Origin of the sequence: Bacillus sp. NPDC060175 (assembly GCF_042728695.1) — a bacterium.
In the GTDB taxonomy this organism is placed as follows: Bacteria; Bacillota; Bacilli; order Bacillales; family Bacillaceae_G; genus Bacillus_A.
In genome coordinates, this window is the sequence record NZ_JBHWYR010000008.1 from 1 (window position 1) to 21397 (window position 21397).

At 34.1% G+C, this 21397-nt stretch carries 18 protein-coding genes and 5 pseudogenes; 7 read left to right on the forward strand and 16 right to left on the reverse strand.

Annotated elements, in window-relative coordinates:
- Positions 1 to 73: 73 nt before the first annotated feature.
- A pseudogene (locus tag ACFWDE_RS06495) lies at positions 74 to 172 on the reverse strand (N-acetylmuramoyl-L-alanine amidase); the annotation flags it as partial.
- 95 nt (positions 173 to 267) lie between these two features.
- On the opposite strand from ACFWDE_RS06495, the pseudogene ACFWDE_RS06500 reads away from it, so the two are divergent.
- From ACFWDE_RS06500 to ACFWDE_RS06520, 5 genes and pseudogenes are all read left to right on the forward strand, one after another.
- Positions 268 to 432, forward strand: a pseudogene (locus ACFWDE_RS06500) (GNAT family N-acetyltransferase); the annotation flags it as partial.
- A gap of 189 nt (positions 433 to 621) precedes the next feature.
- Positions 622 to 1409, forward strand: a pseudogene (locus ACFWDE_RS06505) (sulfotransferase family 2 domain-containing protein).
- Positions 1410 to 1715: 306 nt separating this feature from the next.
- Positions 1716 to 2384, forward strand: a complete 669-nt coding sequence (locus ACFWDE_RS06510; RefSeq protein ID WP_377890897.1) for an exosporium leader peptide-containing protein — start codon at positions 1716 to 1718, stop codon at positions 2382 to 2384.
- Positions 2385 to 2655: 271 nt separating this feature from the next.
- Positions 2656 to 3168, forward strand: a pseudogene (locus ACFWDE_RS06515) (site-specific integrase); the annotation flags it as partial.
- A gap of 228 nt (positions 3169 to 3396) precedes the next feature.
- Positions 3397 to 3726 (forward strand): YkvA family protein, encoded by a 330-nt coding sequence (locus ACFWDE_RS06520; RefSeq protein ID WP_002147981.1) that lies wholly within the window; start codon positions 3397 to 3399, stop codon positions 3724 to 3726.
- A gap of 378 nt (positions 3727 to 4104) precedes the next feature.
- Here ACFWDE_RS06520 and ACFWDE_RS06525 read toward each other — a convergent pair whose 3' ends face one another.
- The 10 genes and pseudogenes from ACFWDE_RS06525 to ACFWDE_RS06570 form a co-directional block, all read right to left on the reverse strand.
- Complete coding sequence (locus ACFWDE_RS06525) at positions 4105 to 5340, reverse strand: MFS transporter (protein ID WP_377890899.1); 1236 nt, start codon at positions 5338 to 5340, stop codon at positions 4105 to 4107.
- Between the two features lie 141 nt (positions 5341 to 5481).
- Positions 5482 to 5952, reverse strand: coding sequence for a MarR family transcriptional regulator (locus ACFWDE_RS06530; protein ID WP_377890901.1), 471 nt, complete (start codon positions 5950 to 5952; stop codon positions 5482 to 5484).
- 259 nt (positions 5953 to 6211) lie between these two features.
- Entirely contained in the window at positions 6212 to 7213 is a 1002-nt protein-coding gene (tdcB, locus tag ACFWDE_RS06535; RefSeq protein ID WP_377890903.1) for a bifunctional threonine ammonia-lyase/L-serine ammonia-lyase TdcB, read from the reverse strand.
- 106 nt (positions 7214 to 7319) lie between these two features.
- A pseudogene (locus ACFWDE_RS06540) lies at positions 7320 to 8901 on the reverse strand (aminotransferase class V-fold PLP-dependent enzyme).
- A 90-nt stretch (positions 8902 to 8991) separates the two neighbouring features.
- Positions 8992 to 9540, reverse strand: a complete 549-nt coding sequence (gene plsY, locus ACFWDE_RS06545) for a glycerol-3-phosphate 1-O-acyltransferase PlsY (protein WP_377890905.1) — start codon at positions 9538 to 9540, stop codon at positions 8992 to 8994.
- A gap of 138 nt (positions 9541 to 9678) precedes the next feature.
- A complete protein-coding gene (locus tag ACFWDE_RS06550; protein WP_377890907.1) occupies positions 9679 to 10578 on the reverse strand; it encodes a BadF/BadG/BcrA/BcrD ATPase family protein in 900 nt (299 codons plus the stop codon).
- A 9-nt stretch (positions 10579 to 10587) separates the two neighbouring features.
- Positions 10588 to 11748 (reverse strand): anhydro-N-acetylmuramic acid kinase AnmK, encoded by a 1161-nt coding sequence (anmK, locus tag ACFWDE_RS06555; RefSeq protein ID WP_377890909.1) that lies wholly within the window; start codon positions 11746 to 11748, stop codon positions 10588 to 10590.
- 21 nt (positions 11749 to 11769) lie between these two features.
- Entirely contained in the window at positions 11770 to 12036 is a 267-nt protein-coding gene (locus tag ACFWDE_RS06560) for a hypothetical protein (protein ID WP_377890911.1), read from the reverse strand.
- A 79-nt stretch (positions 12037 to 12115) separates the two neighbouring features.
- The gene (locus ACFWDE_RS06565; RefSeq protein ID WP_219918409.1) at positions 12116 to 13399 is read right to left on the reverse strand and encodes a PTS sugar transporter subunit IIC; all 1284 of its coding nucleotides are present in this window, start codon (positions 13397 to 13399) and stop codon (positions 12116 to 12118) included.
- Positions 13400 to 13410: 11 nt separating this feature from the next.
- Positions 13411 to 13716 carry a PTS sugar transporter subunit IIB gene (locus tag ACFWDE_RS06570; RefSeq protein ID WP_219918408.1) on the reverse strand — a complete coding sequence of 102 codons (306 nt, stop codon included), beginning with the start codon at positions 13714 to 13716 and terminating at the stop codon, positions 13411 to 13413.
- 227 nt (positions 13717 to 13943) lie between these two features.
- On the opposite strand from ACFWDE_RS06570, the gene ACFWDE_RS06575 reads away from it, so the two are divergent.
- Entirely contained in the window at positions 13944 to 15503 is a 1560-nt protein-coding gene (locus tag ACFWDE_RS06575) for a glycoside hydrolase family 10-like protein (RefSeq protein ID WP_377890914.1), read from the forward strand.
- A gap of 193 nt (positions 15504 to 15696) precedes the next feature.
- Here ACFWDE_RS06575 and ACFWDE_RS06580 read toward each other — a convergent pair whose 3' ends face one another.
- The 3 genes from ACFWDE_RS06580 to ACFWDE_RS06590 all read right to left on the reverse strand — a co-directional run bounded on the left by ACFWDE_RS06580 (position 15697) and on the right by ACFWDE_RS06590 (position 18608).
- Positions 15697 to 16530 carry a DUF3974 domain-containing protein gene (locus ACFWDE_RS06580; RefSeq protein WP_377890916.1) on the reverse strand — a complete coding sequence of 278 codons (834 nt, stop codon included), beginning with the start codon at positions 16528 to 16530 and terminating at the stop codon, positions 15697 to 15699.
- 24 nt (positions 16531 to 16554) lie between these two features.
- A complete protein-coding gene (locus tag ACFWDE_RS06585) occupies positions 16555 to 17667 on the reverse strand; it encodes a toxic anion resistance protein (protein ID WP_215556349.1) in 1113 nt (370 codons plus the stop codon).
- Between the two features lie 347 nt (positions 17668 to 18014).
- A complete protein-coding gene (locus tag ACFWDE_RS06590; protein WP_377891084.1) occupies positions 18015 to 18608 on the reverse strand; it encodes an O-methyltransferase in 594 nt (197 codons plus the stop codon).
- Between the two features lie 304 nt (positions 18609 to 18912).
- Here ACFWDE_RS06590 and ACFWDE_RS06595 point away from each other — a divergent pair, with 304 nt between their 5' ends.
- Positions 18913 to 19071 (forward strand): hypothetical protein, encoded by a 159-nt coding sequence (locus ACFWDE_RS06595; RefSeq protein WP_002085567.1) that lies wholly within the window; start codon positions 18913 to 18915, stop codon positions 19069 to 19071.
- A gap of 124 nt (positions 19072 to 19195) precedes the next feature.
- Here the strand turns inward: ACFWDE_RS06595 and ACFWDE_RS06600 are convergent, their stop codons facing one another.
- Both ACFWDE_RS06600 and ACFWDE_RS06605 read right to left on the reverse strand, forming a co-directional pair.
- On the reverse strand, positions 19196 to 20065 hold the full coding sequence (locus tag ACFWDE_RS06600; protein ID WP_377890920.1) for a sigma-70 family RNA polymerase sigma factor: 870 nt from the start codon (positions 20063 to 20065) through the stop codon (positions 19196 to 19198).
- Positions 20043 to 21353 (reverse strand): phytoene desaturase family protein, encoded by a 1311-nt coding sequence (locus ACFWDE_RS06605; protein ID WP_377890922.1) that lies wholly within the window; start codon positions 21351 to 21353, stop codon positions 20043 to 20045. The genes ACFWDE_RS06600 and ACFWDE_RS06605 overlap by 23 nt, the downstream gene beginning before the upstream one ends.
- Positions 21354 to 21397: the final 44 nt, after the last annotated feature.

Sequence of the window (21397 nt, forward strand, 5' to 3'; positions counted from 1 at the left end):
TAATTATCGGCCACCCTTTTTGTTAGACTGTGTCTAACAATCGGGGTGCACTTCAGTTAAGGACGACTCTTTTTCACCTCACGTACACATAAGCTTCATTTACTGTTACATAGTATGTTTTTCTTTTGCTATTATGTACTTCATATTGTGGCGAACCATTTACGTTTACTTTAAGTAAATGGGATTTAAAATAAGTATTCCGTCAATACTGTATGTGGGCTGTAAGACAAAGCTCATTTAAAGTAGTTTTCTCTGTATCTCCTTGTTCTGAAATTATATCGTGTTGAAGAACAAGTTGAACCTGAAAATACGAATTCCATAAAAGTATTAAAAAAATTCAAATTCGCTTTTGAAGGGACTCTAAGAAAGAGCGAAAAATCAGCCGGGAAGCTTATCGATTTAAATATCTATTCAAAATTAATAACCGATTAATTTTAGTCACTCTGCCCATACCCTATTGAAGTATGGGCTTTTTTAGTTTCTGTATAATATTCAAATTGTATTACAATAACGCTTTTATAAAGTTATTGATACCTCTGCATGGCCTTTTCTCATATATAAAGAATTTCTTCCATACCATATACAAAGATGAAATTTCTATAATATGTTGGAAGGAAAGGTATGACTATCTCAAATATTTACGACTTCATTATGAAATACGCCCGAGGACCCCATTTCCATCAAGATTTCCCCATAATATTATTTTGGAGTCAAAAAAGTGGATGCACTTCACTTGCTCATTGATTTTTTTATCAAATCAACTTGTTTAAGGAAGCAATTAAATATAACTCATTCATCCATAATTATGAATTCGACATATACAAAAATTCAACATGCTACTTTACTGGGCTTGCTAATGCATTATATACAAATGAAAAGCAGACATATAAACTTGTAAGAAACCCCTATAAAAGAGCAGTAAGTTCATTTCTCTCACTAATCCCTCCACCAAATATCGAGAATCCTGAGTGGCAGCCAATTAGAAAATTTTTATATCATGATGAAAACTGTAATAAAAAAATCCCCTTTAAACTGTACTTATATTACTTAAGAGCACATATAAAAATTTAGATGCCGTGAACCCACACTATGTGCAACAATATGTTCCAGATGAAGAAGAGTTTGTTTCAAATTATATTTACCTTGAAAATTTCTCTTCTGAAATTTCAAATTCAGAAAATATATATGGTCTAAAAAAGTCCCCTTTAGATGTATTAACTAAATCATGGCATTATCAAAATAAGAGCACCATCTTCAAAGGGGACTATGCAGATGCTGACATTACAGATCCATTATTTCCACGATTCCCAACATATGATAGCTTTTATGACTCCGAAACTATCCAATTAGTTGAAGACATTTTCAACAAAGATTTCACCATATACAAATACCCCCTAAATCCACTTTAAAATATAGGCATTTTTCAAATCACAGGTTCATAACTATTACAGAGAAACTTAAGCCACCTACTAATAGTTTCCTCATAATACTCATGCAAATTGAATGTGGGCACTATTTTATAGTGCTCTTTTTTAATTTACTTTTTCACAAAATGAAATTTTTGTTACTATAAAACATATACAAATTCATACTAAATCGATTAAAAGGATGTTCTATTTTAACATCAGTTGTACAATCTTTATTAACTTGTTAATTTCATATTCCATTTCTCCTTGGCATTTATTAGTAAAGAGTCAATATACTGGAGGTGAATTATGACACAAGAAAATGAACTTGACTCCCAAAAAACTTTACCTAGATCTGCATTAGATCCAGGTGCTATTGGCCCTACATTACCACCTACACCAACATTTACAATACCAACAGGGCCTACTGGTAACACGGGGCCTACCGGCAATACCGGACCTACCGGTGATACTGGACCTACCGGCGATACTGGACCTACCGGCGATACTGGGCCTACCGGTGATACTGGGCCTACCGGTGATACTGGGCCTACTGGTGATACTGGGCCTACTGGCATCGTTTCAGTTACATTTAACCAAAGTCATAATCCCGCAACTAGTCCAACTAACCTAGTATTACCAGCTATTAGTGTAGGCGTTAACCAAATAGTAAAGTTAGAAGGAGTTTTCAGATCTGATTATGTTTCCCTAAGTCCCCTTACAGAATTTAGTGTATCTTCAATTCTTGCTCTAAAAAGAGATGTCTTTACTATTGGGGTTCAGATGGAATCTCAAGAAAATATCCAGAAACCAGCAAATGTTTCAACTAAATTAACAAACAATGTTTCAATAGTTTGGATAGATACCCCTTCCCCTGGCACTTATATATACAGCCTAACTCTGAATGCCTCGGGAATTGGTACATCAACTAACACTATTAGTGAAAGAAACATAACTGCTACAGTAATTAACATTTAAAGTTTAATTACAAAGTTAATTTATTTCTCTTTTGAAAGTCACTTTAACCATCAATAGCCAATTATTTTTAAGTAAAGCCCCTTTGAATAAATTTCATCAAGGGTTTTGCTTAAAAAAATTCAAATTTTATGCCCATTAATAATTGTATTTTATTGCATTTATTCGAAAATTCATGATGCTATTTATCTATAAAGTTATTATTTGACTTTAACCTTATGCAAAGAGCCAGAACCCTTCACATCAACACGATTTTGACTAGCTTCTCGACTGAATCCGTCTGGGAGAAGTTCTAGGTTTACGCTGGAAAAATGTTGATTTCAATAACCATACAGTTACAATTAATCAAACATTAGGCCATGATAATAAAATTAAAACCAGCACAAAAACAAATTCTTCGACGCGTACAATCCCTATCCCTTTAAAAGTAATTGAAGAATTTTAAAAACGTATACTACAAGTAAATAAAGATAAATTACAAATTGGTTCAGCATATCATGATTTAGATTTAAATAATTGTACTGAGTTTGGAATGGTCATAAAGAGAGACAATTTCAGAAATGCTTTCCTCAGAATATTAGATGGCGCGGTCATAAAACGAATTAAATTTCATGATTTAAGGAACACACACGCAACCATACTTTTAAAACAAGGAGTTAATCCTAAAATTATCAGTGAAAGATTAGGTCATACAGACATTTCATTGACACTAAGGATTTATTCTCATGTTTCACCAAACATGCAAAAAGAAGCAATTAAAAATTTTGGTAAAAGTATCTTTGGATAGATCACGTTTGCAAAATGTTTGCATTTTATAAAAAAAGCAAAACAAATACTACTATACATACTTTGTAACAAATCTATGTGATTCAGTGCATAACAAACATTATTTTAAACAGGTATTCGCTTATACTTATCGAAATGTATAATAGGAAAAAATGATGAAATTGATTATTCTTTCTCTTCTTTGTCTATCCTTTTAAAAAATCCATATTTTTGTAAAAGGAGTGTTTATATGGAGAAACAGACGCTTTGGAAAAAGTTCAAAAAAAGCTCAGCAAACCTCGGTAAATCCAGCGTATATGAAAGTATTATTTTATACTACACTTTGAAAAAAAAAGGATTACCTGCTAAAGCTAAACTCGTTATACTAGCCGCTTTATCCTATTACGTATTGGCAATCGATTTCATTCCAGATATAGCTGCGATAATTGGGATTGGCTTATTAGATGACGTTTTAGCAATTGCTTTGGCTCATAAATTTGTCATGCAACATGCAGATGCTGAAATTAGAGAAAAGGGAAAAGTAAAGATGGAATCATTATTTGCTTCAACACAGACATGATTTAAAGTAGTCAGTCATTTACCTACCTTTTCTAACTTCAAATAAAGCGAAACTTTAATTAGTGGGAGTTTTGTCCATCCCCACTGAATATTATCCTTCATCAATTGGGCTTTTACGGGATAAATCCTTTAAAAAAGCAAAAGAACTTCTCTTAACTATCAAACTGTAAACAAATAGGGTGTCAGAACTTGTTCCTAAGTTCTGACACCCTATTTGTTCTTAAATCCATCTGTTATGCAGTTGATTCCGGAAAGATTCCAGCGGCGGGGTCCCTTTATGAAGAAGGACAATGAAAGTTTATCACACACAATGTGAAAAACTGTATGCTATATTTTCTCTTACCCCCTTTATAATCAAAAATGAAATAAAGCAGGTAGTTTACATAGTTACATGCGTACCCTTATACAAAACTGCAATTGCCGCTGCTATAAGAATCATCCCCATAAAAGCAGGTGCAGCATGACCAAGTGATACATAGATTTGTCCTCCAATAATTGGACCAATCATTCTTGCTAAAGCTTGAATAGATTGGCTACCACCTTGAATCCTCCCTTGTTCACTAGAATCGACAGACTTTGAAAGCATCCCATTGAATGAAGGTCCGAAAATCGAGTCACCAAAACCAAACAGTAACATCCCAACGATTAGAAGAGGATATAGGGAAAACAAAGCAGATGCTGCAATAAAACTGTAGCCAATAATCTCCGAAACCATTCCAAGTATAGCTATTTGTTTATCACTAAGCTTGATCAAAAGCTTTGGCATTATAAAAGCTTGTGAAATGATGTCTTGAAAGCCCATAATTGAAAACATAAGTCCGATTAGTGCAGGCTTCCAGCTAAAAGTATCCATCGTAAATTGTGTGAAAATTGCTTGTAAAGATCCGTTAGGTATCCAAAGTAAAAACGCTGAGACAAGTAACCATTTTAAGTTTTTCATGGAAAGTATGTTTGCAAGTTGTACAAAAGGATTTAACCTTACAAAAGTAATCTCTTTTAACCTATTATTTTTGTCAAGACTCTCAGGCATATATTTCATCCCATATAAGACATTTAATAAAGTTATGAACGCTCCAAAATATAAAGGTACAGAATGATCAAACTTGGCAAGTAATCCCCCAAGAGTTGGACCAATGATGGTTCCTACACCTACCACCGCACTCACCCATCCAAAGTATTTCGTTCTCTGTTCTGGAGGAATGATATCTGCAAAATATGCGAAAATTGTACTTATACTCCCGCCTGTTATACCTTCTATTATGCGTCCAGCAAATAGTACCCATAAGGCCCCTCCTATACCAAAAACTAAGTACCCGATTGCAGAACCGAAAAGGCATATTAAAAGTAATGGACGACGGCCATATTTATCGCTCAAAGCTCCGAGTACAGGAGCAGCGAAAAACACGCAGACAGCATAAACAGAGGTCAGTAGCGTAACAACTAGAGCCTGTTCTTCCGGACTACTTATATAAGGCTGCACTAAGAATGGCACTACAGGCATTATAATACTGAAACCTATTCCACAAAGAAATACAGAAATAAGGCCAAATATTAAAGCATGTTTATCTATGTTTTTTTCAGTGTTCCTTTCATTTCGTGATCTAAATATAGACATTTAAATTCTCCCCTTAAAAGATTTTGTTGCTGTGTCAACAAAATAATAACTCCATTTTGTTGATTAGTCAACAAAAATACAATAATAAAAAAGCAGCCTATTCTCATTAGAGTAAGGCTGCCATTTCATTATTAAAATGTATTACGATTTAATATGTATACCTTGTTTCTTTATTTCTGCATCCAAATGCCTACTATATTTTTCCACGAAGCTAATTATACTATCGAATTCTTCCTCAGTTACTTGCTCAAATACGGCTTTATCCCGCTCTTGAAACTCTTTGTGCAAGTCTTCATGGATTTTATAAATTTCTTTCCCTTGTTCTGTAAGCCTAAAATAAATTTCTTTCTTATTTTCCGACTTTTGGTAGCTTTCAATAATACCTTTTTTTATGAGCTTCTTAGTCATTCTACTTATAGCACCGCGAGTCACATAAAAAGCCTCTGCAAGTTGTGTCACATTAGAATCCGCATTATTTTCAATATATTCAATGCAGTGGACTTCCGAAGACTTAAAACCCTTAAGACCTTCTTCCATCTTATCTTTATTAAGCCAAACCATCTTATTATATAATTCCCTTAAACCGTTAATGACCTGTTCTTCTTTATTCATGACCTACCCTCCTAACCGCTCATTAGCACATTAAAACTATTATATTAAATTTCTGCTTACGTTTCGACAATATTGAAATAATTATTTTAATATTTGAGGTATACGTGAAAATAGGTGATTAAATACTAAGTAAATAAAATAATTCACTAGACGGAAAATAACACAAGTGTATTGCCACTCACACTATACAGTAGACAAAACGTAAGAGCTAAGATAATTTCTCTTAGCCCCTCTTTCATAACAATATTTTTTAAAAATACTATTTCACTTCATTAGCTACAAAAAAGTGCTCACATACACTCGATATGCGCTGCAAGTCCACATTTCCACCAGATATAACTGCTACTACTTTTTTTCCTTTTATATAGTTATCAACTTTTCCTGCGAGAAGTGCAGCAGTAGCTAGTGCACCCGCACCTTCTACAACAGCCTTTCCACGTTGTAATAAATCTTTCATCGCTACTTCCAGCTCTTTTTCTGATACTGTTACAATATCATCTACTAATTCTTTTACAACTTCAAACGTTAAATTCCCTGGTATTTTAACTGCACAACCATCTGCTATAGTAGGTGCCTCATAATGTTCTACGATTGTCCCTTTATCATAAGATGCCTTCATCCCATGAACATTGTCTGCTTGAACTCCAATTATATTGATTGATGGATTAAAAGATTTTAATGCAACAGCAATACCAGAAATAATTCCGCCCCCACCAATAGGTATAATGACAGTATCGACATCCCACATATCATCAAGAATATCTAATCCAATTGTACCTTGACCGGCCATTACCTCTACATCATCATATGGATGCAAGTATGTTTCACCTGTATTTTTTATAATTTCCTCACATTTTGCCTTTGCATCATCGAAGGTTTCACCAAATAAAATAACTTCTGATCCATATCCTCTAGTTGCTTCAACTTTCGCCTGAGGTGCAGAAATTGGCATAACAATTTTACTCTTAATACCAAGTAAATGAGCCGATAAAGCAACTCCTTGTGCATGATTTCCTGCGGAACACGCAATTACTCCTCTCTCTTTTTCTTGCTCTGTCAGCTGCGACATTTTATTAAATGCACCACGGAATTTAAAAGAACCCGTCAATTGCATATTTTCTAATTTCAAATGAATTTCTCCACCCGTTTTACTAGTCAAATAAAAAGATTTAACTAATGGTGTTTTTCGAGCATTTCTATCCAAAATACTTTGAGCTTTTTTAATGTCAGTTATATTTAGTGGTAGATTTCTAGTTATCATACTAACACCCTTTCTCATTGGTCATAATCTATATCCTAATCTCTTTCCTAAGTTTTCGTCAGTAAGAACCCCTTTATTCGCAATACTCTATGTTAAGAATAATTCTTTATATCTGTATCTCTTTCTTTAATGCCAACATTTGCAAACAGTTTAACATCCCCTTCATATCACGTTCTTTATAGTCATTTAAGCATGCGATTTGGATCCAATTATTCTTTTGTAAATATGCTGATTCATAATGAACAATATATCCTTGTAATGCTAATGCATCGCCTACTACTTTAGAACACTGCCCTTCGTTTAATTGAATCGTAAGAACAATTTGAGCGGCATGTTCTTTAGGTAAAACAAGTTTTAAACCCATAGTAGTAATAGCTTGTTCAATATAAGCATACGTCTCTTTTATTTTTACAAATGCCGTTTCATCTTCAAATCTCTTCAATGCTTCTTGCAATGAATAAATTAAATTCCATGAATGGGAGTATGGAATACTATCATTCATTTCATACATACCAATGTCCATATATGCAGGTATTGATTCGTTTACTTTTACAACGTGATTATGAAAAACGAAAGATAATCCTGTATATGATTTAATCGCTTTTCCGCTAACACCACTTGCAAAATATACATTCTTCAAATCTATTGGTATTGCTCCAATTGAGCTTATACAATCTACACATATTTTCATTTGATATTTTTTACAAAGAGCATTTAGCTCGTCTAAATTATTTAACATTCCAGTTGATGTTTCATGATGAACAAACCAAAGCCATTCATAATTCCCAGTTGCCATTATTATTTCTAATTCGGTATAAATAAATGACTCTCCCATTTCTTTTTTATATGTATCAAAACTTAAATATGCCCGTTTTGCCTGCTCAATTAATCTATTACCAAACTCCATTCGTTAAAACTAGTCCTTTACCTTTTAAAGAACGTAACTGTAAAGCAATTGCATCATTCGCTAACGTGCCAGTTCCTAACATAAGTTGCACACGTTTTGCTTTCGTTAATTGAAGTAATCGTTTTTTTACATTTTTCATCGTCACTTGAAATGATTTAGAACGATGGGAAATAGGCTTAGCAGAAAATGCCTTTTGAACATTCTCTTCGATGTCCACTGGACCAGGTAAAAATGTAAATTCTTTCGTCATAATACCTCCAGCACTCGATTTTTCGAACATAGCAGGTGTTACATACATTGGCTGAAAAGCTGCTTCTTCTGTTCCAACTAATGTATGGAAAGGTTTGAATCCCATTTGCTCATATAAAGGAAGTTCACGTGTTGTGGCTGAAATGAGTGCCAATTTATAGCCATTTAGAAGCAAATAACGATGTAAAAAGCGAATTAAGCCTAACAAAGCCCTTCCATTTCGATATTCACGTTCTACTGAAAGTAAACGAATTTCATATACATTTTCACCATGTTCTTGTAAATAAAAATCTATGTTTGAGATTTTATAATCTAATGAGGATGGTCGTTTTCCCCGTGCGGCGACCATACCGACTAATTTCTCACCGTCTAAACAAATTAAATATGTATTTTCTGCATGAAATTGATCTATACGAAAACGTTCTTTCGTTTCTTCATGTTGCGGAATCTCTTCTACAAATGTTTTATAGTTCAATTTATGTATACTTTCAAATTCACAAGCTTGATTAGCAACTTTATAAATTAACCCCATGTCCTATCCCCTTTCTCTCTCTACTTATCGCTCGTTATTTGATTCATAGAAATTATAAGTGGAGATTCCCCCACTTATAAAAGGTTCACTTTATTCTCGATTTACATATAGAATAAGTACAATAATAAGTGCACTTAAAATAGTCGTACCAATAGAGTAAGAATAAAAAATCATGCAAAGTGGCCAACAAGCGATTGTAATTAACCCTGGCTTCGTAAATCCTTTAAATATTAAATAAAAGATAATGAAAATACCAATAAGAGTAAGCGCTATCAAATAATCAAATGCAATTAATCCTCCAATAAATGTTGAAATGCCTTTTCCGCCCTTACCTTTAAATAAAATTGGATAAATATGTCCTATTATTACGGCCAATAATGTAATCATTACGAATGTGGGACCTTCAAAAAGGTATTTTGCAATAAAAACTATGATTGCGCCTTTAATTGCATCACCTAAAAATGTAGCGACGAAATACCCTTTTCCATATACTCGCCCCATATTTCTTGCGCCAGGATTTCCACTTCCTTCATCACGAATATCAACATCATGTCTCCATTTCGTTAATAAATAAGCGGTTAATATATTTCCAAATAAATAAGAAGCTATTACATACAAAAACTGCATACTATTAATCATGTAATCATTCACTTTCTACATGGGAATACTTATACAATATTCAATTACTATGCATATTGTACTTTTCTGACTCTACATCCCTTTATACATTTTAACATCATAATTTTACAAATCATACAAAAATTCTCATCGTGCTATTTACACTTTGAAATATTTATCCTTCATTAAATAATATGTTCCTTTCGCTGCCATTTCTGATTGTGATACAAATATAACTTCTCCCATACTTTCCACACTGCATTTCTTAAATTCAGCATATATTTCAGGTACTGAACACAATATACTACCACTAACTGAAATTGAAGTTGACAACTCAAATTGCGTCTTATTATAAACATTTACCGTAATTCTCGCTAATTCCTTACCAGCTTGCATCATAATTTCATGTGCATCATCATTCCCATTTCTCGCTTCCTGAATAATTAATGGTGCGATTGCTGCAACCTTATCTTTTGAAGAAGTATATACTAAACTTTTTATATGAGATGGCGTCAAAAGCTGAAACTGATTTTGAATGTTTAAGCTTAATGGACAAAGTCGAACTCCTTGATCGAATTGTAATGCCATTTTCTTTAAAGCTTGTAATGCAATCCAATATCCGCTTCCCTCATCCCCTAAAATATGTCCCCATCCCCCGCTATACTCGTACTCTTCGCCTTTCTTACCTATACAAATTGCACCTGTTCCACCTATAGTTAATATTCCGTCCTTACCTTTTAAAGCAGCTGCATGTGCAATTATTGCGTCATTAAAAACTTCAATTTGTGTTCCATATTTCTTTTTTAATCGTAATGTTAATTCATTTATATTTGCTCCACTTATACCCGCTAATCCTAGGCAAATACAAACGCATTGTCCATTTACTACACTTTTCTGGCATTGATCAATCACCTCCATAATGTGCGAAAGTGCTTTTTCATAATCTATTAATATATTTCCAAATCCACCCGTACCTCTTGCAAGCTCGTTTCCGTCTCGATCAAAAGCAATTGACTCAGTCTTCGTTCCCCCACCGTCTACTCCAATCATATACCTCATTTATTCGCCTCATTTTCCTCTTCTTATTGGAGGGAATGTTATATTCCCTAAAACCACAGATTCCTTAGCACCTGTTGCACTCGGCACATTGCTCGGATTACGATGGTACGTTTCGTTTGCTAAGATTGCAAATGCGATTGCTTCTTTCGCTGCTGAAGAATAGCCTAAATCTTCTTGGAGAAATATTTCGCATTTTTCTTCTCTTAATCCATTACGTATCATTTCAACAAGTGTATTATTATAACTTCCACCACCACCTAAAATTACCTCATCGATTTCATAATACGGCAAAATAAACTCCTTATAATGATGAACAATTGTACTTGCCGTAAACATCGTGACAGTCGCTAATATATTTTCTTTGCTATAGTCTTCAAATCGCTTCAATAATTCACTCACAAACACTTCTCCAAATTGTTCTCTACCTGTTGATTTTGGTGGTTTCATGTTCAAAAATGGATGGTTCATACAGTATGTCAATATTTCATCTACAACTGCTCCCTGTTTTGCGATTGCACCATTTTGATCATATGGTAACTGAAATAACCTTTGACATACTTCATCGATTACCATATTCCCTGGACCAGTATCAAAGGCAATAACACGCTTATCACTTAGTTTATTTGGAATCACTGTAACATTACCAATCCCACCAATATTTTGCAGTAGTCTATTTTTAGTTTGATGCCGATACAAAACGACCTCTGAATATGGTACAAGCGGTGCACCTTGTCCCCCTGCTGCCATATCCATCGTTCTAAAGTTAGAGATAACTGTCGTGTTCGTTTCATATGCTATAACTGCTGGTTCCCCAATTTGCAATGTTGAAGAAATAATATTACCTTCTGGTGCTGGTTGATGATAAATCGTTTGTCCGTGAGAACCAATTAAATCCATTTGTTTTAACGGAAAATTAGCCTCTATACAAACTTCCTTAACAGCATTTGCAAAACATAAACCAAGCTTAAAGTTCAAACTGCATATTAGTTGGACATTAGACGCATCAATTGCTAAAGCCTGTTGTATCTCATTTTTTATATCACTGCAAAATGGAACGGTAGTAAAATGTATAAGTTCAACCTTAGAATCTACACCACTTCCTTCTATATGAACGAGTGCTACATCTATTCCATCTAACGATGTACCGGACATTATCCCTGCAATATACATAACATGCATGCCCCCTATTCACTAAAACACAATTATGTAAGTAAACAATGTACAACCTACAGAAAACAATATAAATCTAATAAACAACTGGACTTTCGATACAAATATGCCATCAATGAAAGAAACAACGATCGTAAGCAAAACACTTGCCACAATACTTGTAACGAGCCATATACTATGCATTTGTGATAGATTTAGCATTCTTAATAAGGGTACAAAAATTAAGTTCGCACAAATCACCCCAAATAATAGTAAAAATACACCTTTATAACTAAATTTTATATACATACCTTTTCACCTTCTCTCAATTCTATATGAAAGAAGTGATAGACAAATTGTCTATCACTAATAATTTACTGAACGTGCGTTATGCATTCACAGATTCTTCATCACCATTATTCTCAATTTCAAGCATGTTTTTGTCATACATTTTAAAGAATGGAAGATAAATAAGAAATGATATTGTTATGTTTATAAATACGAGTACAATCGCTCGCCAATCTCCACCTGTAGCTAAATAAGCGCCAATTGGAGCAGGCAATGTCCACGGAGGCATTATATGTGTCGGTGTAACAAATCCCATCGCAGTTGCTGAGTATGCAACAGTTGCTGTTACTAGTGGGGTAATGATAAATGGGATAATTAAAATGGGATTTAGTACAATCGGCAAACCGAATATAACTGGTTCATTAATATTAAAAATCCCAGGAACGATACAAGTTCTTGATAACGCTTTCGAATATTTTGATCGACCAAATACAATCATAGCTAATATAAGCCCTAACGTCGCACCAGAACCACCAATCCATATAAACCATTGATATAATGGTTCTGGTGCAATGAATGGCAACTGATCAGCACCGCTAGCAACTGCTTCACCATTTTTTCCTAAGTATACTTCCCATAATGGACGGGCAACAGTGCCAACAACCGACACACCATGTATACCGAACGACCAAAAAAATGTAATTAAAAAAACTGGAATGATTACACCGAAGTAACTATCCCCAGCTTTTACTAACGGTGCCGCTAATTTATCAACAACATGATGTAAATCAATACTTAAAACGACAGTAACTAGACTCATAATAATAATAACGAAAGCTGCAGGTATAAGTGCTTCAAAAGAACGTGATACAGACGGCGGTACTTGTTCTGGCATCTTAATCATTACATTTCTCTTCTTACAAAACCTTAAGATCTCTACAGATAAAATAGATACAATCATCGTAACAAATAATCCATGTCCTCCGAGATTTGTCATCGGAAGCATAAATCCTTTTTTATCAATTAATTCAGGCGTTAATGTTAAAAGTAGTGAACATACCGCAAGTTGCGCTCCTGATAAAGCATCTAACTTATAACTTTTCGCTAAATTATATCCAATTCCAAATGCTATATATAAAGACATAATAAACATCGTTAAACGATATGGTATTAATATACTTGTTTGATTCTTTAATGCCCAAACTGATATGAAACTATCTTTCGGTAATGGTGGAAATGCTACTATTAAAAAGAAACTTCCAACGATAATAAATGGTAACGCCGAAATTACCCCATCACGAATTGCTTGTAAATGTCTCTGTTCAGAAAGCCTTGCCATCGGTCCAGATAAGTTTTTATCAAGAAACGTGACAAACTTATTCATAACGCTTCCCCCTAACTGATTAATTCATTTACAGTTTTTAATAAAGTCGGTCCACCAAGCGGCGTGTATGCTTGTGGCGGAATAATACCGCACGGAACGGATTCCTGTTCTGCAAATTTTTTTACAGAGTCAAATCGGTGTCTTACTTGAGGTGCAACCATTACAACATCCCAACCATTCTTGACTTCTTCCTCAACCTCATTCGTTCCAATTGCATGCACTTGCATGTTCACACCTTTTTTCTCTGCTTCTTTTTTTAAAGCGTTTACAACAATTGCGCTGGACATTCCTCCAGAACAAACGAATAAAACTTTCATTTATTAATCCTCCTATACTTATAATTTATTCCCTTTCAAATGAAAGGAAGTTTCACTTTACTAACAAGCATATGAAGAAATAAAACGATTTAGTTATACTGAAAGTAAATTTCAGTAAAAATATTTTCTCTATTAAATTATTGTTTCAATATAAATTTTTCTCAATTGCAAGGCCAACCTCACATCGTATATTATTTTAAATAATCGTATGATAGGGAGGCGTATAAATGATCATGAAACGTTTATTAATGATATGTTGTATCGTCATCTTGTTTATTCCTTTCTCTTTCATTTTCCCTCACTCTACTTATGCCGAAGTAACTACTACGTACAAAAAACATGAATTACGTGCTGTGTGGATAGCATCTGTCCTTAATATTGATTGGCCCTCAAAAACTGGGTTACCTATTGAAAATCAGAAACAAGAATTTATAAGATTATTAGACGATGCAAAAAACACTGGGATGAATGCCGTTGTTGTACAAATTAAACCAACTGCTGATGCTTTTTATCCTTCAAAATACGGTCCTTGGTCTGAATACATTACGGGTACACAAGGAAAAGACCCTGGTTATGACCCACTCGCATTTATGATTGAAGAAGCTCATAAAAGAAATATAGAGTTCCACGCATGGATTAATCCCTACCGAATATCAATGAATCACACTGATATAAATCGATTATCAGAAAATCACCCTGCAAGACAACATCCCAATTGGGTTGTACCTTATAGCGGAAAGTTATATTATAATCCTGGTATTCCAGAAGTGAAAAAGTTTATAACAGAAGGTGCTTTAGAAATCGTTCAAAATTATGACATTGATGCCCTTCATATGGACGATTATTTTTATCCGTATAAAGTAGTTGGTGAAGTGTTTCCCGATCAAAAAACGTACGAAACTTATAATAACGGTAGATTTACAAATATAGAAGATTGGCGACGTGACAATGTAAATGAACTTGTAAAAGGGTTAAATGCTGCTATTAAACAAGAAAAATCATACGTGAAGTTTGGCATTAGTCCATTTGGCGTATGGCGAAATATAGCTGACGATCCAACTGGTTCTAATACAACCGCAGGTCAAAGAAACTACGATGACCTGTATGCTGACACACGTGAGTGGATACAAAATGGATATATTGACTACATTACACCGCAAATATATTGGAATATCGGTTTCACACCTGCTGCGTATGACATATTAGTAGATTGGTGGGTGAAAGAAACAAATAACAAACCGATTCACCTATACATCGGTCAGGCGACCTATAAAATTAATAACAATTCTGTTCCTGCTTGGTCTGATTCTGAAGAATATCCAAGGCAAATTGCATTAAACCGTCAATATCCTCAATTAAAAGGAAGCATGCATTTCAGCTTAAAAGATATAAATAACAACCCACTTGGAATTAAAGATAGACTTTCGAATGACATATATAAACATCCTGCATTAATACCATCTATGCCTTGGCTTGATCATGACCCACCAAAACAACCTACTTTAAAAGGTGCCATTCCAAGAGATGAAGGTATTGCTATAGGTATAATTGACAATAGAGATAATGACTCTGCTTATTACGCCATTTACCGTGTGAATGGAAAAAATGAAGTAGATATACAAAATCCAAAAAATTTACTTACTACTGTAAGAAAAACAACATTCGGAGAAATTTATGTAGATAAAACGGCTATTTTTGGAGAAACGTATACGTATGTGGTAACTGCAGTTGATCGATTGCATAATGAAAGCGTTGTTTCTAGTAAGACTACTATAAAAGCAAAATAGTTATACAACAAAAAACTACCTATTCTTTTATGAATAGGTAGTTTTCATATTATTACTAATATTAAACTACATAATTTCTTTTAATTAAGCTCTACTAATTCTGTAATTTCTGATTGCGGTATAATTTCTATCAAAAATAAAAAGAGCCCCCCCGAAAAAGCTGCATTTACCAGCTTTTCCAAGGAAATCTCTCCTACTTATTTTTAAACTTTTCAGTCGCTGCTCTCATCTTCACATTCAAATCGTGATCAATGGAGTCGCGAATATCACGCTCTACTACTTCCATTTCTTTTTGGAAATTTTGCAAGTATATTTTTAGTTCTTCTTCTTTTTCAGGACGTTGTGATGGTGGTAATTGTACCACTAATGATAGCATCGCTGTTAAATCTTTCATTAAGAACGTTTCAAGTTTATGTTGTTGTTCAAACATGCGTTGTTCTTGATAGTACGGAAGTGCATTTAATACTGAAATTGTAATGTCATCAACCGTTCTTTGTAGTGAAGGATTAATCGAGCGTTTATATGCTTGAATTGTATTTAATGCATCTGGATATCGATCATAGAAATACAATTTATAAAACGATAAATCTGTCGGTTTAACAGTTTGCTGTGATTCTTGTCTCAAGAAATCTTTCACTTTCATTGTTGCAATATCAATATCTTCATTCGTAAGCTTTTTCGTTGTTTTTGCCATCACATGCACTTTTTTCTGCTTTTCTTTCGGTAACATTGAGAAAACTTGCTCTCTCGTACGTTGACCCGATGAACAGAAAAGGGTATTTAATGTATTTTGTTCTTTTTTCCCTTCTGTACGAACCCAACGATAAAAGAGTGGGTGCTGCGTAAATTCTTGTAAAAACGGTGTTGATTTGTTTGATAATTTCTCAATGGAATCTTGTGCTCTCTTATATGGTTTCGTCCATGAAAAATAAAGTTTACGTCCGAAGTATACAACTAAAACAACGACAGTAAATGCGATTAAAAGTAATGATCCTAATAGTAATAATACTCCTTGAATGAAACTCATTTTTTCACCTCCTCAAATGATCTGTTATTTCCTTGGACGCTGAATGAGTTTCTGCTTCATCTCATCATTAAATGTATCTAGTTCAATTACAAATTTCTTACTAGACTCAATAATACGTTCTGACGATTTCTCAGATGCTTCAATAGCGGCAAATACATTTTGGAATGATTCACGTAATTTATCCATGCTAATTGCAGGATTTTCAAGGAGTTTTGTTGTTTCTTCTGTATTTTGTTTTAATGCTTGTGAATTGCTTAATACCATTGATTCAATCGCTTCATTTGTCGCATTAACTGCATCAATTGTTTTACGTTGATTTGTTAATGCGAGCTGAATTGCAGCTGAAACCGTTATAACGTTTTGTGTCATCGTAATTGCATTGCGAATGGCCTCTGCTAGCTTTTCATTATTTTTCTTAATAATATCTACAGACGCGATAGATTGTAATAATACACTTTTTGCTTGTTGCATATTACGAGTACGGACAAGTATCTTTTCTAATGCATCATTTATTAACGGAATATCCCTTTGACGTTCTGGATTTTGTTTCTCAGCTTCAAGCATACCAGCAAGTTTTCTTCCTAAGTATACTTGTTTATCAAGAGCGTGAATTTTATCGTGTGATTGCTCTTTTAACATTTCAAGACCAACCGTATCCTCTTGCAAGTTATCACGACCAATGAGAAGTGATCTTATAATCTCCTCGATTTGCTTATCTATAGATTGATATTTATGCACGTAATTTTCAAGAGGGTTTTTCTTAAACACTTTAAACATAAGTTTCTTCATACCAGTTGCTTTTAATGAGTTTGGATCAAGTTCTGATACCACTTTTCGTAATTCTAACAATGTATTTGGAATTTCTTCATTCTTTCCATTCATCATCGCTGTCACAGGACGTTTTAAAGCTGATAGCGTTTGCCCCGCCGCTTGCTGCTCTTTATCTCCTAAGTCTCCAAGCTGGGACAATACTTTTGATAAATCTGTATTTTGCTCGCTATTTAACTTTTGTACATAAAGATCTGCTTCTTTATTCAGTTCTTCAAGTTCTGCATCTTTTATTACTGTATCCACTACTACTTCTACATTATTATCTTTCACAATCGATACAGGCTCTTTTTTCTCGAGTTCAGTCAACAAAATCGCTCCTTTATTTATATGTGCGAATTTATGTGCACTTTATTTCATCTAATATATCGTATTTCATATACATTTTGCTTGTTTGAAATCGATTTTTCAAGAAATACCTGCTTATGCAGTCATTCCCTGTTTCTTAGTATAAGTATACATGTTCTCAACATTATTTTCCTCAGACTTAAGACCTAGAGAACAACATGCTGAAGACGGATTCTTCACAGCTCACCTTACTTATCACCACTGAATATTAATTTGAAGTTCCATTTAGTTACCTTCTTAAATTCATACAATGCTCTATCTTTTGACATATGCTATCTTTCAATGTGATAATTATATTAGGCCCACTTCTAATTATTCTTCCGCGCAACAAATGCTCCCTTTTGAAAAGCTAATAACACTGTTTCAAACGTAGCATCTTCTTCAATCATCTTTATAAATTCTGCTAATTCCTCCGCATGAGAAGTTGCATTATCAATTACAAGAAAACCTTTTGGCTCTAAAATACGTTTTATATGTTCCCACCACCACATGTATTGTGAGCGCTCTGAATCTAAGAAAATAAAATCAAATGAACGATCTACTTGCGAATCTAAAAATGCCCCAGCCTCTTGATTATGAATATCGATTCGCTGTGTAAGATTTACCTTCCCAAAATTTTCAAGTGCCTCTCCAACCCGTTCTGAAGATAGTTCTACTGTTGTAACATTTCCATTTGTTTCTTCTACCGCATTTGCTAGCCACAATGTAGAATAGCCATTTGAAGTTCCAATTTCTAAAATTTTTTTTGCATTGCACCCTTTTACTAATACTGATAAAAACTGTCCCATTTCACGAGAAATATTTCTTAATTTTTCTTCTCGTTTTTCTTTATGTCGATCATGCTCTTCTCCATATTGTTCAAGTTGCAATAATAATGAATCTAGAGTATTCATTTTCTCCATCGCCTTTCCAAGCAATATGATGAAAAAACACATGATGCCCGTCTACTTTTCATTATATGCGAAATGCACACCTTTTTCCTGTTATATGACAAAGAATTAATTTTTTTATAGCATATTGTTTCGTTTTTTGGTAAAGTTAATTTCTACGTGCAATTATTTCATTCACATTATTTTACAATCAGTTTTCAATTATAAAATAATCTAAACCCCATTTAAATGAATCGGTATTTCTAATTCAACTAAGCGCCCTTTTTGGACGCATTTTCTTTTGTTTATATATTTCTGTGAGAAAGGATGCTTACACATGAACGTGATTAATTTAGATGCTGCTAGAAGACGTAAACAGCATAAAAAACTAATGATAACTATACCGATTATTAAACGCATTTATGAAGAAGACGGGGAAATTAAATTCGAGGTAGCTGGCGAAAAAGATGTACCTCTTGAAATGTTAGAAAAATAAAATAAAACTTCGTTCGCCCAACTAACCTCTATACTCTCACTTAGTTTTGAGGATGAAATCTTACTTTTCGCAAATAACGAGATAAATGAATAAAGACGTACTTCTTCTGAAGTACGTCTTTATATTATATACTTTTATTTAAATGCATAAGTTTTTCTGGATTAACCATCATATAAATGTTTGAAATTCCCCCCTCATGAAATGCAAATGAAAGCACATAAGTCACTTTATTATTTATTGTAACAATAACCCCTGGTGCACCATTTACCATTTTGAAATCAACAGCGTACTCTGCTGGTAACCTTTTTACGATTCCAAAGAACAAGCGTATTATTCTATCTGCAGAATAAATCGGATTAATAGCGGTAGTAACTTTCCCGCCACCATCTGCTTTGAATACTACATCTGTTTTTAATACTTCTAACATGCCTTGCACATCCCCACATTGTAATGATGATACAAATTTTTCAACATAAGCAGCCATTTTCTTCGTGCTTAATTTTGATTGATTTGGTTTATCCAAAATACTTTTTCGTGCACGCTGAAATATCTTCCGGCAATTCACACTACTCTTACCAACTATTGATGCTATTTCTTCGTAATCATAACTAAAAACTTCTCTTAATATGAAAACAATCCTTTCTACCTCAGACAGTTGTTGTAAAAGTAATAAATATGCCGTAGAAAGAGATTCTTTCATTACGTATGACTCTGATGCCTCATCACTCTCTTCCACAAATGGCTCGGGTAACCACATTCCGACATATACGTTCCGCTTATGTGCCGCAGAACGCAATTTATCAATTGAACGATTACTTACCATTTTACATAAATATGCTTTTATATTTTCAACAGACTGAACATCTTCTAAATTATTTAATGAGATAAATACGTCATGGACTATATCTTCAGCATCCATAACACTCCCAAGTATTCGATATGCTAAAGAAAACAATAGAGGTTTATGTGCTTCATACAATTGCTCCGTTTCCATGATGAATAGCCTCACTTTCTAATTGCTTTATAATGTGTAACGCTGCACGTTTTCCGCTTGCCACCGCAGCATCAGCTAATAATTCATCATGTCCAGTCCAATCTCCTGCAACGTATACACCTGGCATTTCAGGTATATTAGGACCCGGATTTTCAACTCGGCCAATATGAGAAAAATCATGTACTACTGTTATTTTCGGTAAATATTGCTGTGCAACAACTTCTCTTTTCCAATTTGGATGTAACAGCTCCATCGTACTTTCTAACTGTACTTTATCTTCATGAATATGATTCATCTCTAGCGCAGGATTATGGTACTTAATTAGACTCACTGCAATGGATCCATCTTCACTTAATTTAGCTGCTCTTGATTGATTCGTGAAAAATATAGGTTGATCTAACCCTAATGCAAATTGATGTGTAGGATTGGGTAATCGTCTCAAACCAATATCTAATGCAGCAACAGTAACCGGTACCGATTGTTCACTCCATCTATGCAAACTTGTTCCTTCTGCCCCTTTTATTATTTTACAAGCCTCTTTCGGTGGAGTCGTCACGATGACTGTACCTACTTCAAATACCTCATCGTCAAAACAATGTATTCTTTGCTTATCTTCGTAATGCTCTATTTCCAAAACATGCTTTTTAGCCAAAAATTGCACACCAACATTATTCGCTATATCTCTTAATTTTGTTATTATCGTCTCCCAGCCACTATCTACATAAAATACTCCTTCTTTCATAGAAAGCTGAATTTGCTTTAGTACTGATGATGCTAATTGCATTGTAGGAGCATACGTATACGTAGTTGTTCGACATAACGCATAAAACATATTTCGTACCATGGGATTCTGTATTTCTTTTTCTGCCCATGTAGTTAGGCTCATTTTTGGAACTTCTCCTACATCTAAATTCCCTAAACCAATCATAAGACGTGAGAATTGTACTTTTGCAGACCACGAAAGTAGTGGTGTTGCTAAAATAGAGCGAAAATCTGTTGGGATGGTGAATATATCCCCTTTCCATATTCCATGTGCTTTTGTAGATGGTATTCCACCCGGAAGATTCATACCGAGCTCATTAAAAGTTAAAAATGCTGCTCCTCCTCTATATAAGGCATGTGCACCAAGATTCATGCAGATCCCATTTTTATTTATAGTCATCCCTCGACCACCAAATCGACTAGACTTTTCTAATACAATCATTTTCTTTCCAGCTTTCGCTAAATATATAGATGCTATTAACCCAGCAAGCCCACCGCCAACAATGACTACGTCAAATTTATTCATAACAAAATCCCTCCTTATCGTTCTACATACAAGACGAACGATGA